This window comes from Mycoplasmopsis pulmonis (genome assembly GCF_900660575.1).
Classification (GTDB): Bacteria; Bacillota_I; Bacilli_A; order Mycoplasmatales; family Metamycoplasmataceae; genus Mycoplasmopsis_B; species Mycoplasmopsis_B pulmonis.
Map to the genome: position 1 here is coordinate 623,931 of NZ_LR215008.1, position 17,221 is coordinate 641,151.

At 27.2% G+C, this 17,221-nt stretch carries 13 protein-coding genes; 5 read left to right on the forward strand and 8 right to left on the reverse strand.

Annotation, left to right across the window (positions count from 1 at the left end; genetic code table 4):
• Positions 1-347 precede the first annotated feature (347 nt).
• The 4 genes from EXC36_RS02580 to EXC36_RS02595 form a co-directional block, all read right to left on the reverse strand.
• On the reverse strand, positions 348-2,384 hold the full coding sequence (locus EXC36_RS02580; protein WP_129690321.1) for a hypothetical protein: 2,037 nt from the start codon (positions 2,382-2,384) through the stop codon (positions 348-350).
• A gap of 220 nt (positions 2,385-2,604) precedes the next feature.
• A complete protein-coding gene (locus EXC36_RS02585) occupies positions 2,605-3,771 on the reverse strand; it encodes a hypothetical protein (protein WP_129690323.1) in 1,167 nt (388 codons plus the stop codon).
• 176 nt (positions 3,772-3,947) lie between these two features.
• Positions 3,948-4,751, reverse strand: a complete 804-nt coding sequence (locus EXC36_RS02590) for a hypothetical protein (protein WP_129690325.1) — start codon at positions 4,749-4,751, stop codon at positions 3,948-3,950.
• Positions 4,752-5,279: 528 nt separating this feature from the next.
• Entirely contained in the window at positions 5,280-5,546 is a 267-nt protein-coding gene (locus EXC36_RS02595) for a hypothetical protein (RefSeq protein ID WP_129690327.1), read from the reverse strand.
• A gap of 482 nt (positions 5,547-6,028) precedes the next feature.
• Between EXC36_RS02595 and EXC36_RS04125 the strand changes: the two genes are divergently transcribed.
• A complete protein-coding gene (locus EXC36_RS04125) occupies positions 6,029-7,879 on the forward strand; it encodes a DUF7486 family protein (protein WP_456298997.1) in 1,851 nt (616 codons plus the stop codon).
• Between the two features lie 896 nt (positions 7,880-8,775).
• Here the strand turns inward: EXC36_RS04125 and EXC36_RS02605 are convergent.
• Positions 8,776-9,579: a hypothetical protein gene (locus EXC36_RS02605; protein ID WP_129690331.1), complete on the reverse strand. Its 804-nt coding sequence runs from the start codon at positions 9,577-9,579 to the stop codon at positions 8,776-8,778.
• A gap of 344 nt (positions 9,580-9,923) precedes the next feature.
• Here EXC36_RS02605 and EXC36_RS02610 point away from each other — a divergent pair, with 344 nt between their 5' ends.
• Positions 9,924-10,442: a hypothetical protein gene (locus EXC36_RS02610; protein ID WP_129690333.1), complete on the forward strand. Its 519-nt coding sequence runs from the start codon at positions 9,924-9,926 to the stop codon at positions 10,440-10,442.
• Positions 10,435-11,961: a hypothetical protein gene (locus EXC36_RS02615; RefSeq protein WP_129690335.1), complete on the forward strand. Its 1,527-nt coding sequence runs from the start codon at positions 10,435-10,437 to the stop codon at positions 11,959-11,961. The genes EXC36_RS02610 and EXC36_RS02615 overlap by 8 nt, the downstream gene beginning before the upstream one ends.
• A 917-nt stretch (positions 11,962-12,878) precedes the next feature.
• On the opposite strand, the gene EXC36_RS02620 is transcribed toward EXC36_RS02615, so the two are convergent.
• From EXC36_RS02620 to rpsB, 3 genes are all read right to left on the reverse strand, one after another.
• Entirely contained in the window at positions 12,879-13,625 is a 747-nt protein-coding gene (locus EXC36_RS02620) for a tyrosine-type recombinase/integrase (protein WP_129690337.1), read from the reverse strand.
• Positions 13,626-13,740: 115 nt separating this feature from the next.
• Entirely contained in the window at positions 13,741-14,625 is an 885-nt protein-coding gene (tsf, locus tag EXC36_RS02625; protein ID WP_129690339.1) for a translation elongation factor Ts, read from the reverse strand.
• Between the two features lie 2 nt (positions 14,626-14,627).
• Positions 14,628-15,620 (reverse strand): 30S ribosomal protein S2, encoded by a 993-nt coding sequence (gene rpsB / locus EXC36_RS02630; protein ID WP_129690341.1) that lies wholly within the window; start codon positions 15,618-15,620, stop codon positions 14,628-14,630.
• Positions 15,621-15,834: 214 nt separating this feature from the next.
• Here rpsB and EXC36_RS02635 point away from each other — a divergent pair, with 214 nt between their 5' ends.
• Together EXC36_RS02635 and EXC36_RS02640 are read left to right on the forward strand one after the other, a co-directional pair.
• On the forward strand, positions 15,835-16,326 hold the full coding sequence (locus EXC36_RS02635) for a hypothetical protein (protein ID WP_010925335.1): 492 nt from the start codon (positions 15,835-15,837) through the stop codon (positions 16,324-16,326).
• Complete coding sequence (locus EXC36_RS02640) at positions 16,319-17,218, forward strand: DUF4231 domain-containing protein (RefSeq protein WP_129690343.1); 900 nt, start codon at positions 16,319-16,321, stop codon at positions 17,216-17,218. Before EXC36_RS02635 ends, EXC36_RS02640 begins: the two co-directional genes overlap by 8 nt.
• The last annotated feature ends 3 nt before the right edge of the window (positions 17,219-17,221 follow it).

Below are 17,221 nucleotides of genomic sequence, written 5' to 3' on the forward strand. Positions count from 1 at the left end.
TTTTAATAGAATTAATCTTTTTTTGAACTTTCTAAGTCTAAAAAAATTAAATCACTAAAAAGTTTTAACTAATAATGAAAAAATCCTAATCATTAAAGAAACAAATACTAAATTTTTAGAATCAAATTCTAAGAATTTAGTTCCAAAAGAGTTTTAAGGCCTAAATTCATTTATCACTATTAATCGAGAATTAAAAATAGCATTAAAAGCTCAAGATAACACTCCTATTCAAAAAGCTAATAAAAAAGCTAATTAACTTAAACTAATTAAAAAATAATTTGTTTATAAAATGTAAAAAACCAACTATGCAAAATAGTTGGAATTTTTTATTAATTTAAGATAGTTAATTAAAAAACAGTTCTTACTATAGGATTTAAACTAAAAACAGAAGGATAAGTTGGTTTTTTGTCTTTTAAAAAGACTATTCTTACAGCACTAATTCTTTCTTTTTTAATTTTGACTATTTCTTGAATAAAGCGCTTATCTTTTTCAAAAGGCATTGAAGTTATTTCAACATTTTCTAGAGCTTTTCACTCTGAGTTGCCATTGCTTTTGTATTCAACTTTATAAGAGCCTTTTTTGTAATAATCTTTGTTATTTCAAAAAAGTAGTTCAAAACCATAAATATCAGCTAATGTATTATCTTTTCAAGAAAACTCAAGTCAAGGACTACCATCGCTTGATGTGGCATATCAATAACTTTTGGCATTTGAATAATGTTTAAAAACTTCAGCTGCTGTATAGTATTGACCTAGTCAATAACCATTACTACTTGCTTTTATATTAAATTCTGAATTTCTAAGATTTCCCCTATATAAAGGATCTATTAAAGAAACCTTTAAAAATCGATTTATTGTAAAAGTTATATCTCTTTGCTCTTGTCCTCTTTGTAATTTGAATTTTAACTTGGCACTTCCATTAAAATCATCTAAAAAATCATATCCTTGAAAAGAGGCACTAACATCATTAATTAAATTAATAGTATTAATTTTGCTTTTTGCTTTTGGAAGCTGATAAGGATGTCAAAGACTTTTTTCAAAAACCGAAGTTAGACTTGCTTGCAAATCATCTCATAGAGCGCTGCCATTTTTAAATTCATCTAAATATTCTTTATTAGTTTTATAACTTCACTCAAGAGTTTTTTCGAAAACAAGATTGTCTAAAGTAGTAATTTTAAAATGGGCTTTTCTTGTTTTATTTGCCTGATTTTCGCTAACTTTTTCAAAAGTTATTTTCATTTGCTTTTCACTTTTTAAATCTTGATTTAAATTAGAGCCATCAAATTTAAGAGAATTTTTAACTATTTCCAAATTTTTGAAATTTAGATTTAAATCAAAATTAGAAAGGGCATATTCTGAAATAATTGGCTTATCTTTGTAATTTTGTTTAATCTTAATTTGATATTCGTCTATTACTCTTTGAATTTTTTCAACTCTTTCTTGGTTAAGTTTTTCATTTGTCTTAAAATCAAAAGTTGTTTCAGTTGTTGGACTATGACTATAAGTTTTGTCAAAACTAAAACTTTTTATCTTTCATTTTCCACTTGTTAAATTGCTAGAGGTAAGTAAAACATTTTGAACTTTGCCATTTGTAGTTTTAAAGCTTATTTGTTTTTCTTCATGAGAGTCTAAATTTTCCAATTTTAAAACTACTTCTACATCTAAGGGCATACTTTCTTTAAAAGTTAATGATAAGCTAGTTTGATCATAACTAAAGGACTCTAATATAGAAGCGCTTTCATTTAGTTTTTGCCATCATTGAAGAGCTTTTTTATCATCTTTGACTTCATTTTTGTTTTGCCTATTTTCAACTGGCGTTTTTAAATTTAAATCACTTGAGTTTTTTGACTTTTCTTTAGAATCATCCTTTGCAAGAGCTACTTTTTCATCATTTTTTAAAATGACATTTGTATCTTTTGAATTTGCCAAAGATATGTTTTCATCATTTTTTGTTTGTTTTTCTAAAGCACTAACATTAACAGCACTAGTGTTTTGATCCTTTTGAGCTTGTTTATTTTCTTGGATTTTGCTCTTAGAATTTGAAGAGCTATTTTGATCGGTAATTAAATTGCTAGTTTTTGAAGAGTCATCTTTTGTATTTTGACTAGATTCATTAGTCTTTTGACTTTGAGTTTGTGAGTTTTCATTAGAAACTGCTTTATTAGTTGAATCTTTGTTATCTTGAGATACATTTTTATCTTTATCTTTAAGATGATCATTTGGATCAGATTTGTTTGTTTTATTAGACAAGTTAGAAGAGTCACTTTGAGTTTTGTCTTCTTTTTTAGCAACATTATGATTACATGAAGCTAATGTCATTGGAGCTAGAATACTTGTTGAAAGAATTAGCACTCAGCTATATTTTTTAAAATATTTTTTATTCATAAATAACCTCACTTAATTTTTTTGTATATTAAATAAAATAAGAATTTTTGAATTCGAAATAAAATTAGATCTACATTTTAACATATTTTTAAAAAAACCAATCAATTTTTAGAATTGTTAAGTTATGACCAAAACAAACCAAATTACTTAGTAAATGCCATAAATTTGTATATTTTTTAACTTTTAAGAAATCTAAATTTGATAGTTTTTTTGATAAAAATTAAAAAATTTTTTGTTCATTAGCATCAAATAATGAACAAAGTGGAAATAATTCAAGTTCAAAAGATCAAAATTCAACTCCACCAAAGACTGATCAAGGTTCAAATGGAAGTAGTGGGAATGAAATGAAAAATCCTCTAGCAAGTGGAGACAAAAATGTAACTCCTCCAACAACAGGAGCTGCAAACACCAGTCAAACTCCTCCAACAACAGGAGCTGCAAACACCAGTCAAACTCCTCCAACAACAGGAGCTGCAAACACCAGTCAAACTCCTCCAACAACAGGAGCTGCAAACACCAGTCAAACTCCTCCAACAACAGGAGCTGCAAACACCAGTCAAACTCCTCCAACAACAGGAGCTGCAAACACCAGTCAAACTCCTCCAACAACAGGAGCTGCAAACACCAGTCAAACTCCTCCAACAACAGGAGCTGCAAACACCAGTCAAACTCCTCCAACAACAGGAGCTGCAAACACCAGTCAAACTCCTCCAACAACAGGAGCTGCAAACACCAGTCAAACTCCTCCAACAACAGAAGCTGCAAACACCAGTCAAACTCCTCCAACAACAGAAGCTGCAAACACCAGTCAAACTCCTCCAACAACAGAAGCTGCAAACACTAGCCAAACTTCTTCAACAACAGAAGCTGCAAACACTAGCCAAACTTCTCCAACAACAGGAGCTGCAAACACCAGTCAAACTCCTCCAACAACAGGAGCTGCAAACACCAGTCAAACTCCTCCAACAACAGGAGCTGCAAACACCAGTCAAACTCCTCCAACAACAGGAGCTGCAAACACCAGTCAAACTCCTCCAACAACAGGAGCTGCAAACACCAGTCAAACTCCTCCAACAACAGGAGCTGCAAACACCAGTCAAACTCCTCCAACAACAGGAGCTGCAAACACCAGTCAAACTCCTCCAACAACAGGAGCTGCAAACACCAGTCAAACTCCTCCAACAACAGGAGCTGCAAACACCAGTCAAACTCCTCCAACAACAGGAGCTGCAAACACCAGTCAAACTCCTCCAACAACAGGAGCTGCAAACACCAGTCAAACTCCTCCAACAACAGGAGCTGCAAACACTAGCCAAACTTCTTCAACAACAGGAGCTGCAAACACCAGTCAAACTCCTTCAACAACAGGAGTATAAAAATAAGCCAAAGTTATAAAAAAACAAGAGCTTACTTTTTAATAAAGTACTCTTGTTTTTTTATTTAGTAAATTAATAAAATGTTAAATGTTTAAATAGTTTTTACATATAAAAATTTAAATTTCAATAAAAATATTAAGTTTTCATTTTTATTTTTTAAAATTCAAATTAATTAAGAATTAACATTTTATTTATATATTACTGAAAATGATTTTGTTGAATCTAATTCATTTATCTTTTTTAGATGTTCTTTTAGTTTTTCTATAATTGGATCTAATTTTTCTTCTATAGTTTGTTTTTCACTTTTTATTTTTTCTAATTTTTTAGTTAAATCTTCTAATTTTACTTTTGCATCTTGAATTACATTTTTAAATTTATCTTCTTGCTCTTTTGTTAGTTCTATTTTGGTAAATACTGATTTTTTTTGATCTTCTGTTAATCCTTTAATTAATGAATCAAACTCCTCTAGGGAAATAGACTCTTTATTTAGTAAAGTTTCTTGCTCTTTTGTTAGTTTTACATCTTTTGCTGCATTTTTAAAATTTTCTAATTTTAGCTTAAAAAGTAATGATTTAAGATTATTTGAAATTAATTCTGATTGTTTTACCAAAACAATTTCTTCTTGATCTTTTAAATCTAGCTCTTGAGATACAAGATCTATTTTTTTGGTTGTTTCCTCTAAATCCCTTGATATTGACTTCAATGCATTATCATCTTGATTACTTTCAAATTTTGAAATAATTAAATCTTTTGATACACCTTCACTATTAGAAGAGCTCAACATTAAACTAATTCCTAGACTAAATTTGTTATTTTTTTCATTTTCTTCTTTTTGAAATGAAAGTAAAAGTTTTACACCATTAGGTATTGAAAAATCTGAATTATCTGCTTTCTTAACTTTTATTTCAGTACTTGAAGAATTTAAAACAATTTCACTTTTAGTTTCAAATTTTGAGCTTATTTCAACAGATTCAATACTATCAAGCAACATTTGAAGATCTACTTGGTTAGTTTTTCCTGTATCAGAACCATTTCCTCCAGTTTGACCTTCAATTTTTTCTGAATTATTTTGATTTTGTTCATTATTTGATGTTTATGAACTTTTTTTGAACCATTTTTTTGTTGGTTTATTTAATTATATTTAATGTTTTTTTCATATTGATTTAAAGTTTAAATAACATTAATTTCAAACTAAAAAAGCATATATTTTAATTCATTATTTATATATCATTATGTTTATTACATTTAATTTTTGCAAAAAAGCAATTTATAAACTAATTAGATTTAAAAAAGAGAAAATCTATATAATGTAATTATTAAATTTTTAAGGTTTAATAACAAATTTTAATAAACGAATTGTTTTAATTTTTTTATAAAAAAATATGTAAAATTATTATTGACAAGTTTCATATTGTATTCTTGTTAAAAAATTTTTAAAAATATAATAAAATTAAAAATTAAAGTAAGTTTGTAAAATTTAATTTTCAAGATAAATATCTATTTTTTCTACTATAGATATTTAACATAATTTTAAAATAGGAGAAGATATGAAAAATTCTAATATGAAGAAAAAGTTTTTATTCTTTTTAGGTTCTACTTCGTTTTTATCTATAGCAGGAGCTACACTAATTGCTTGTCAAAAACAAGACGATGGTGCAATAAAAAAAGACCTAGAATCAAAAATAGATGTTTTAACTTTTTTTCCAAAAAGTGTTGATGAAACTGCACAATGAACAGTTTCAAGACTACTATCTGAATATAGAACAGCTAAATCTAGTGATAGCAACCTAACTTTTGATGCATTTGTTAAATCAAAACTTGGTTCAAAACTTGGTTCTGACTATGAATTAACATTTAAAGAAAAAGGTGCAGACAAAATTGAATATACTATTTATAAAAAGTCTAATAAAGCTGTTAGTTCTACAAAAGTGTTAGAAGATACTAAAATTGGTCAATCAGATGCTCAAAAAGTAAATGCATGACTTGATAGAGTAAAATCTCTTGTTGCTAATAGTAGTGATCTTAAAGGTAAAAAACCTTCGGAAGTAATTGAAATCAAAACTTCAGATGTAAAGTTTAAAGAAACTAAAGATGGTCAAGATGTTGAATTTGATGTTCCTACAAATTGAGGAACTGTTATTACTAAATCATCTGCTAGTGATGCAGCAAATGATGCAAAAGGAACTTTAAAAGTTTCAGTTCAGTTTTCAAGTGGTGATTTTCAAAAGAGCAAAGATCTAAATCTTACTGGTTTAAAAACATCAAATAATGAACAAAGCGGATCTAATTCAGACAAAGTCGATTCAGGAACAAGCGGATCTAATTCAGACAAAGTCGATTCAGGAACAAGCGGATCTAATTCAGACAAAGTCGATTCAGGAACAAGCGGATCTAATTCAGACAAAGTCGATTCAGGAACAAGCGGATCTAATTCAGACAAAGTCGATTCAGGAACAAGCGGATCTAATTCAGACAAAGTCGATTCAGGAACAAGCGGATCTAATTCAGACAAAGTCGATTCAGGAACAAGCGGATCTAATTCAGACAAAGTCGATTCAGGAACAAGCGGATCTAATTCAGACAAAGTCGATTCAGGAACAAGCGGATCTAATTCAGACAAAGTCGATTCAGGAACAAGCGGATCTAATTCAGACAAAGTCGATTCAGGAACAAGCGGATCTAATTCAGACAAAGTCGATTCAGGAACAAGCGGATCTAATTCAGACAAAGTCGATTCAGGAACAAGCGGATCTAATTCAGACAAAGTCGATTCAGGAACAAGCGGATCTAATTCAGACAAAGTCGATTCAGGAACAAGCGGATCTAATTCAGACAAAGTCGATTCAGGAACAAGCGGATCTAATTCAGACAAAGTCGATTCAGGAACAAGCGGATCTAATTCAGACAAAGTCGATTCAGGAACAAGCGGATCTAATTCAGACAAAGTCGATTCAGGAACAAGCGGATCTAATTCAGACAAAGTCGATTCAGGAACAAGCGGATCTAATTCAAACAAAGTCGATTCAGGAACAAGCGGATCTAATTCAGACAAAGTCGATTCAGGAACAAGCGGATCTAATTCAAACAAAGTCGATTCAGGAACAAGCGGATCTAATTCAGACAAAGTCGATTCAGGAACAAGCGGATCTAATTCAGACAAAGTCGATTCAGGAACAAGCGGATCTAATTCAGACAAAGTCGATTCAGGAACAAGCGGATCTAATTCAGACAAAGTCGATTCAGGAACAAGCGGATCTAATTCAGACAAAGTCGATTCAGGAACAAGCGGATCTAATTCAGACAAAGTCGATTCAGGAACAAGCGGATCTAATTCAGACAAAGTCGATTCAGGAACAAGCGGATCTAATTCAGACAAAGTCGATTCAGGAACAAGCGGATCTAATTCAGACAAAGTCGATTCAGGAACAAGCGGATCTAATTCAGACAAAGTCGATTCAGGAACAAGCGGATCTAATTCAGACAAAGTCGATTCAGGAACAAGCGGATCTAATTCAGACAAAGTCGATTCAGGAACAAGCGGATCTAATTCAGACAAAGTCGATTCAGGAACAAGCGGATCTAATTCAGACAAAGTCGATTCAGGAACAAGCGGATCTAATTCAGACAAAGTCGATTCAGGAACAAGCGGATCTAATTCAGACAAAGTCGATTCAGGAACAAGCGGATCTAATTCAGACAAAGTCGATTCAGGAACAAGCGGATCTAATTCAGACAAAGTCGATTCAGGAACAAGCGGATCTAATTCAGACAAAGTCGATTCAGGAACAAGCGGATCTAATTCAGACAAAGTCGATTCAGGAACAAGCGGATCTAATTCAGACAAAGTCGATTCAGGAACAAGCGGATCTAATTCAGACAAAGTCGATTCAGGAACAAGCGGATCTAATTCAGACAAAGTCGATTCAGGAACAAGCGGATCTAATTCAGACAAAGTCGATTCAGGAACAAGCGGATCTAATTCAGACAAAGTCGATTCAGGAACAAGCGGATCTAATTCAGACAAAGTCGATTCAGGAACAAGCGGATCTAATTCAGACAAAGTCGATTCAGGAACAAGCGGATCTAATTCAGACAATGATGTTTAATACATTTATCTAATTTTTCAAACAAAAAATCATATAAAATAAAATTTAAAACGAGAAATAAAACAAAATTGTCCAAAAACTATTAACCTATTTCAATAAATTGAAAGTAAAATATATTATTTTAATAGTATTTATTTAATATTAAAAGATTCTAAATATTGTTTTAAATTTAGGCAAGAAAATATATTCTTGTCTTTTTTTATTTTTTTTAAATTGATTAGTCATTTTGCAACTAAAGTTTAAAACCTTAGTTTGTTAACTATCCAATCAAGCTAATTATTTTAAAAACATTAATTGAAAATAATTTATTAAAAATTTATTGATTGTAAGCTAAATTATTTCTAAAAAATGAATCATGAATTTTTAAAATATTTTTATTACTTATGTTTAGTTTTTCTAATTACTGTAAATCTTTTTTGTTATCTAGTAGTTTCTTTGTTAAGGTCTAAAGTTATTACTTTAAATATATTTTGATAGCCTTTTTCTTATTATTTTTAATGCTTAAATAAGCATTATTTGAATCAATATAAAGATATTTTCTAGTCTTAGTTATATCTTTAAAATCTAAATAATTTATTACTAAAATTAATTTAAAATCCCCTTCTTTGATATGATAAATTTCTATTTTTTTAATGTTGTAATCATTAAGAGATGGAAATATGAGACAAACTCATCCCTCAGCAGGAGAAATAAATAACGAAGCCTACAACAAAGATAAGTATAAAATAATCCAAAGTTATAAAAAAACAAGAGCTTGCTTTTTAATAAAGTACTCTTGTTTTTTGATTTAGTAAATTAATAAAATATTAAATATTTAAATATTTTGTATACATAAAAATTTAAATTTCAATAAAAATATTAAGTTTTCATTTTATTTTCTAAAACTCAAATTAATTAAAAGTTAACATTTTATTTATATATTACTGAAAATGATTTTTCTGAACCTAATTCATTTATCTTTTTTAGATGTTCTTTTAGTTTTTCTATAATTGGATCTAATTTTTCTTCTATAGTTTGTTTTTCACTTTTTATTTTTTCTAATTTTTTAGTTAAATCTTCTAATTTTACTTTTGCATCTTGAATTACATTTTTAAATTTATCTTCTTGCTCTTTTGTTAGTTCTATTTTGGTAAATACTGATTTTTTTTGATCTTCTGTTAATCCTTTAATTAATGAATCAAACTCCTCTAGGGAAATAGACTCTTTATTTAGTAAAGTTTCTTGCTCTTTTGTTAGTTTTACATCTTTTGCTGCATTTTTAAAATTTTCTAATTTTAGCTTAAAAAGTAATGATTTAAGATTATTTGAAATTAATTCTGATTGTTTTACCAAAACAATTTCTTCTTGATCTTTTAAATCTAGCTCTTGAGATACAAGATCTATTTTTTTGGTTGTTTCCTCTAAATCCCTTGATATTGACTTCAATGCATTATCATCTTGATTACTTTCAAATTTTGAAATAATTAAATCTTTTGATACACCTTCACTATTAGAAGAGCTCAACATTAAACTAATTCCTAGACTAAATTTGTTATTTTTTTCATTTTCTTCTTTTTGAAATGAAAGTAAAAGTTTTACACCATTAGGTATTGAAAAATCTGAATTATCTGCTTTCTTAACTTTTATTTCAGTACTTGAAGAATTTAAAACAATTTCACTTTTAGTTTCAAATTTTGAGCTTATTTCAACAGATTCAATACTATCAAGCAACATTTGAAGATCTACTTGGTTAGTTTTTCCTGTATCAGAACCATTTCCTCCAGTTTGACCTTCAATTTTTTCTGAATTATTTTGATTTTGTTCATTATTTGATGCTAATGAACAAAAAATTTTTTAATTTTTATCAAAAAAACTATCAAATTTAGATTTCTTAAAAGTTAAAAAATATACAAATTTATGGCATTTACTAAGTAATTTGGTTTGTTTTGGTCATAACTTAACAATTCTAAAAATTGATTGGTTTTTTTAAAAATATGTTAAAATGTAGATCTAATTTTATTTCGAATTCAAAAATTCTTATTTTATTTAATATACAAAAAAATTAAGTGAGGTTATTTATGAATAAAAAATATTTTAAAAAATATAGCTGAGTGCTAATTCTTTCAACAAGTATTCTAGCTCCAATGACATTAGCTTCATGTAATCATAATGTTGCTAAAAAAGAAGACAAAACTCAAAGTGACTCTTCTAACTTGTCTAATAAAACAAACAAATCTGATCCAAATGATCATCTTAAAGATAAAGATAAAAATGTATCTCAAGATAACAAAGATTCAACTAATAAAGCAGTTTCTAACGAAAACTCACAAACTCAAAGTCAAAAGACTAATGAATCTAGTCAAAATACAAAAGATGACTCTTCAAAAACTAGCAATTTAATTACCGATCAAAATAGCTCTTCAAATTCTAAGAGCAAAATCCAAGAAAATAAACAAGCTCAAAAGGATCAAAACACTAGTGCTGTTAATGTTAGTGCTTTAGAAAAACAAACAAAAAATGATGAAAACATATCTTTGGCAAATTCAAAAGATACAAATGTCATTTTAAAAAATGATGAAAAAGTAGCTCTTGCATAAGGATGATTCTAAAGAAAAGTCAAAAAACTCAAGTGATTTAAATTTAAAAACGCCAGTTGAAAATAGGCAAAACAAAAATGAAGTCAAAGATGATAAAAAAGCTCTTCAATGATGGCAAAAACTAAATGAAAGCGCTTCTATATTAGAGTCCTTTAGTTATGATCAAACTAGCTTATCTTTAACTTTTAAAGAAGGTATGCCCTTAGGTCTAGAAGTAGTTTTAAAATTGGAAAATTTAGACTCTCATGAAGAAAAACAAATAAGCTTTAAAACTACAAATGGCAAAGTTCAAAATGTTTTACTTACCTCTAGCAATTTAACAAGTGGAAAATGAAAGATAAAAAGTTTTAGTTTTGACAAAACTTATAGTCATAGTCCAACAACTGAAACAACTTTTGATTTTAAGACAAATGAAAAACTTAACCAAGAAAGAGTTGAAAAAATTCAAAGAGTAATAGACGAATATCAAATTAAGATTAAACAAAATTACAAAGATAAGCCAATTATTTCAGAATATGCCCTTTCTAATTTTGATTTAAATCTAAATTTCAAAGATTTGGAAATAGTTAATAATTCTCTTAAATTTGATGGTTCTAATCTAAATCAAGATTTAAAAAGTGAAAAGCAAATGAAAATAACTTTTGAAAAAGTTAGTGAAAATCAGGCAAATAAAACAAGAAAAGCTCATTTTAAAATTACTACTTTAGACAATCTTGTTTTTGAAAAAACTCTTGAGTGAAGTTATAAAACTAATAAAGAATATTTAGATGAATTTAAAAATGGCAGCGCTCTATGAGATGATTTGCAAGCAAGTCTAACTTCGGTTTTTGAAAAAAGTCTTTGACATCCTTATCAGCTTCCAAAAGCAAAAAGCAAAATTAATACTATTAATTTAATTAATGATGTTAGTGCCTCTTTTCAAGGATATGATTATTTAGATGATTTTAATGGAAGTGCCAAGTTAAAATTCAAATTACAAAGAGGACAAGAGCAAAGAGATATAACTTTTACAATAAATGCGTTTTTAAAGGTTTCTTTAATAGATCCTTTATATAAAGGAAATCTTAGAAATTCAGAATTTGATGTAAAAGCAAGTAGTAATGGTTATTGACTAGGTCAATACTATACAGCAGCTGAAGTTTTTAAACATTATTCAAATGGCAAAAGTTATTGATATGCCACAGCAAACGATGGCAATCCTTGACTTGAGTTTTCTTGAAAAGATAATACATTAGCTGATATTTATGGTTTTGAACTACTTTTTTGAAATAACAAAGATTATTACAAAAAAGACTCTTATAAAGTTGAATACAAAAGCAATGGCAACTCAGAGTGAAAAGCTCTAGAAAATGTTGAAATAACTTCTATGCCTTTTGAAAAAGATAAGTGCTTTATTCAAGAAATAGTCAAAATTAAAAAAGAAAGAATTAGTGCTGTAAGAATAGTCTTTTTAAAAGACAAAAAACCAACTTATCCTTCTGTTTTTAGTTTAAATCCTATAGTAAGAACTGTTTTTTAATTAACTATCTTTAAATTAATAAAAAATTCCAACTATTTTGCATAGTTGGTTTTTTAATAAATTAATAATTTATTCATAATAACTTTTTAATACTAAAAAACTTTTAAATATATTTTATGTATTAATTTTTTTAGTTAAATTATTTAAAAAAATGATTAGATCTTTTTCTAATTTAGTTGTTAAATTTTGATAAATTTAAGCCTTTAAATGATGAATTGTTATTTACATTATTTCAATTGATTTATCAATCTTTTTGTATTATCAAATTTGTGCAACTTACAATTTTAAAGTATAACTTTAGTCCATTTATTTAACAAAAGACAATATGAAAAAAATATAAAATTAAAATAAATTTAATCTTTTATATTTTTTAAAAAACTTGCACTAAAACAAGTGCTAAAGCTCAAAAAATCAATGTTAAAAAAATTAAAAAGTAAAAAAAGTAACCTCCTTTATTAGCTTAATTAAAGAGATTTTGAATTCATTATGTTCATTATTTAATTTATAAAATTAAATGTTTCTTTAGTAATTTATATAGATGATTGCAAGGGGAAAAATTTAATCTTAGAAAGGAAAGATAATCTAAAAAAAATTAAATTTAATAAAGAATTTAAATTAAAAAAATTTTGTATAAATTAAGATTTGTAAGTTAATAATGTAAATAAGTTTTATTTATATTTAGTTATTTTTAGTAAGGAAGGGTCATTTAATATTGAAATCTTCTTTTATAAAAAAATCTATTCCTTTACCAAAGCAATGTTTTTGAAATGAAAAAACACTTTTATTGAATAAATACAACATTTAAAAGTAATTCAAGATCAATATTAAAGATAAAAAATTAACAAAGAGAACAAAAAAACAAGAGGCTTTTAACAAAAAAGCACTCATGTTTTTTTGTTTCAAACTTAATGAAATTTTTATTTATTTAAATGTTTTAAGTATATTTTTCTATTGTAGCTCTCTGAAGAATTTACATATTGAAAAGTTGTATTAATTGATGAGTGTCCAAGTTGAAGCATAATAGTTTTAGGATCAGCTCCACTTTGCATCATATGAGTTGCAAAGCTTCGCCTTAATGAGTGAGGTGAAAATTCCTTTCCTAAAATTTTTTTAATTTCAATACGAAGAGTTTTTAAAGACATAGGATATCTTAAATCTGGATAGTAATTTCTAAAAGTATTAAAGGTCTCTTCTAAATAAAGAATTTGTCGATTTTTATTTCCTTTACCATGGACATAAAGTTTTTTATTGACCAAGATTAAGGTGTTAAGCTCTCCAATTCTAATTCCTGTTTGATATAAAAATCTAATTAAAATCTTGGTTTTTTTAATTCTTTCACTATCATTTTCTTCGAATTGAGTTAATTTTAAAAGCCTTTTATTTTTTAAAACAGGTCGATAAACAATATCAATTTTTTTAATCTTTAAAAATAAAAGATCTTCAACTTTTTTGTATTTTTTATGAAATTTCAAAAAACCCTTGTAAGAGGCTAAAAGCATTCTTTGATAATGAGCTCCATTAGAATCATCTACAATGATTTTCATGATTTTGCGATGACTATTATTTTCAACATCAAGTTTTTTGCTTAAGATTCTTCATGAAGAATCTACATATTTTTTTGATAAATTTCTTTTTTCAAGAAAAGCACAATATTTTTCAATCATATTTCCTCCTGTTAATTTAAATTTTGATTTTAAAAAAGCTAACTATTTTTAAAATCAAAAATACAAAAAAACAGAACAGATGTTCTGTTGAAATACAATTGTCAAAATGACAAAATTATTTTTTCATTTGAGCGGCTACCTCTGATGCAAAATCAACGGCCTTTTTTTCAATTCCTTCTCCGACTTCATATCTAATCATTTCTAAAGCTTCTGATTTATTATTCTTTAGATATTGCTCAACACTTAAAGAAGATTCCATTACAAATGGTTGGTTTAATAAAACAAATTCAGCTAAAGCTTTATTCAACATACCATTTAAAATGCTTTGTTGAATTTTTTCTGGTTTTCCAGCTAAAGCTGGTGATTTTAAAAACTCAGCTTTAAGTTTTTCAATTTTTTCTTGAGGAACTTCATTAGCACTCATGTATTCAGGATTCATAGCCGCAATGTGCATTGCAACATTTTTAGCTACTTCTTCATTTTTTCCTCTAACTAAAAATAATGAGGCAATTCTTCCATTTGCATGAGTGTAAGCTCCGATTGTTTGATCTTCAAGTAAGTCAAATTTTTTAGCTCTTCTAAAAGAAATTTTTTCCCCAATAGTAGCTGTTGCTTTGGTAGTAGCTTCTAATATAGTTAGATCATTTTCCATAAAAATATTTTCAGCACTTTCCATTGATTGAAAAGAATTTTCAACTAATGCCTCCGAAATATTATCCATTAAGTCTAAAAATTCTTTATTTCTAGCAACAAAGTCAGTTTCTGAATTTAGCTCAAAAATAACTGCACTTTTTCCTTTTACTGAGGCTCTAACTAATCCTTCAGCTGCTATTCTTCCTGATTTTTTAGCAGCTTTAGCTTTTCCATTTTCTTGTAGTCATTCAATAGCTTTATCTAAATCATAGTTAGTTTCTTCTAAAGCTTTTTTACAATCAAGAAAACCACTATTTGTTATTTCTCTTAGTTTTTTAATTAAACCTGCTTTTTGGCTTGCATCCATGATTATTTCACCTCTTCTTTAGTTTTTTTATCCAATGTTTCTCTTGAATCTTTATTATAAGTTCTTTTATATGGTCTTTGGCTTTGTTCTTGATTTTGAGAAGTATTTTGACTATTTCTTCTTCAAGAATCTCTATGTTCTCTTGAAGAAGATTGGTCAAATCTTGTATTGTTAAAATGACTTCTTTGAGGACTATCTATTTTTTTATCTTCAGGTAAAATGATGTTTGCTTCATCTTGGTAGGCAAAAAGATCTTTGCCACCTTTTGCATTAACAATAGCATCTGCCAATACTGTTAAAATTAGTGAAATTGATTTAATAGAATCGTCATTGGCTGGAATACCTAGATCGACAAAATCTGGATTAGCATCACTATCTAAAATACCAATAATTTTTACACCTTTGTCTCTTGCTTCTTTTACAGCAATTCTATCTACATTAGGATCTACTACAATCATAAAATTAGGTTGAGTTTTCATCTCTCTAATACCTTCAAAGTTTTTTTGTAACTTTGAAAGTTCTTTTTTAAATTCAATACCTTCTTTTTTGGTATATCCTTCGAAGTTATTTTCTGCCATTTTTTCAAGATCAAAAAGTCTTCTTACTCTTGAAAAAATTGTTTTAGAGTTAGTAAGAGTTCCACCTAATCATCTTTCAGTTACATAGTAAGAATTTGTTCTTTGAGCTTGCTCTTTAACAATTTCTTTTGCATGCTTTTTAGTACCTACAAAAATAAATGTTGCACCTTTAGCAGCTGCTGCATTAATAATTTTATAAGCTCACTCTAAAGCTTTAGAAGTTTTTGAAACATCCAAAATGTGAATTCCTCTTCTTTTTGAGTGAATAAATTTTTTCATCTTTGGATTTCATTGTTGAGTTCTATGTCCAAAATAAACTCCAGCTTCTAAGAACTTAGAATTTGGAATAATTTTATAAATATTTTCTGTTTTTACTTGTTTATCTTCATTAGATTTTCTTAAAATTTTTTCTGCCATTAATTCCTTTATTATTTGATTTTAAATATATTTTTTAGTTTGTTGAATTTCTTCCCAATGGATCATTTGACTCTAGCAATTTTTCTCAAACCACACCCAAAGCCATCACCGTTGGTGCTTAATGTAAATAAAAGCTCCTAAATTTTAACATATTTATTAAAACAAACTTGTAAAATGTATTGATAAAAAATTAAAAATTTAAGGAGGAATATTAATGGAAAAAATAAATAATTATTTAGAAGATTATTTATTAAAAAAGAAAAAAGATTTAATTAAACAAAAGAAAATTTCACTAATTTTAAGCACACTTTTAAGATGGTCTATCATGATTTTAAATTTAATTGTAATTGCTCTAGCTGCTTGAGTAATTAATGTTGAGATAAAAAGATATAATGGCTTAAATCCTTTAACAAGAAAAAGTTTTTTTGATGAAAATGGACTTACAATTGTTTTTGCTTCATTTTTAGTAATTGTATTTTTATTCAATTTATTTTTGGCTTTTTACACACCGATTATGAAGTGAAAAGACTATAAAAATGCAATGAATGAACTTGAATATATCAAACACAAAAATGATCAAGATAAAACTTATGAAAAAGAAGGGTTTTTAGATGATTTAGAAAATATAAAAAAGACATGGCTTTTTAAAAATAAAATTTCATTTAAAGAAACACTAAAAAAATTCTTATTGGACAAAAATGCTTAAAAATAATTTAAAAATTTCTGTTTTAGAATTTGCCCAAAGAGCAAAAAACAAAACTCTTTTAAAATGAAAAGTTTATCGAAGTATTTTTTGAATTTTAACAATTTTTACACTTGTTTTTGGTCTTTTTTCAGCCATCATGGGTACTGCTAAAATAGCCTCTTCAAGATTTCCAGAGCAATATAGTTTTATTGTTAATTTCTTTGTTAGCAAAAAGATTGAAAATGGAAAAGAAATTGTTGTTGATCAATGACCAATATTTGTTTTATTCATTGGAATTTTTCTATCAATAATAAATGGATTAATGGCTCTTTTTGCAATTAAAAATCAATGAGTTGAAAACAAAGAAAAAAACATTCAAATTTCTCTTCAATTCAAACTTTTTGAAGCCTCAGAGGAAAAATACAAAGATCTTAAACAAAGAGAAAAAGAGTTTCTACTTTTTAGCCAAATAAATTCAATTTTAAAAACAAGCTCTCGTTTGTTAAATAAGGAAAAATTAGAAATTCAAGAACAAAAAATAAAAAAATGTTTTAACACAAGTGATATTGAAGAGCTTTATAAAAAACTTCAAATCAAACATCTAAGATCAAAATCTATTTTTTTATTTTTTAGCATTTCACTAATTTTAATTTCATCACTAATGGGATTTTTATCAGCTTATTCAATTGCTAAAAATTCAAATTTAGAATCAGTTAAAATCTTTATTGTTATTTCTTTTATTACAGTAGTTGTTTCATTTTTAACAAATCTTTTAGTAACTTTTTCTCTTTCATCAAAAGCACAAAAAATTGATGAGCAAATTGAAAAAATTGATCTAATGTTAAAAGATATTAAAAATGAAAGTGATATTAAAATTAATGAACTTTTTGAAAACATTTCAAAAATAGACTAAAAG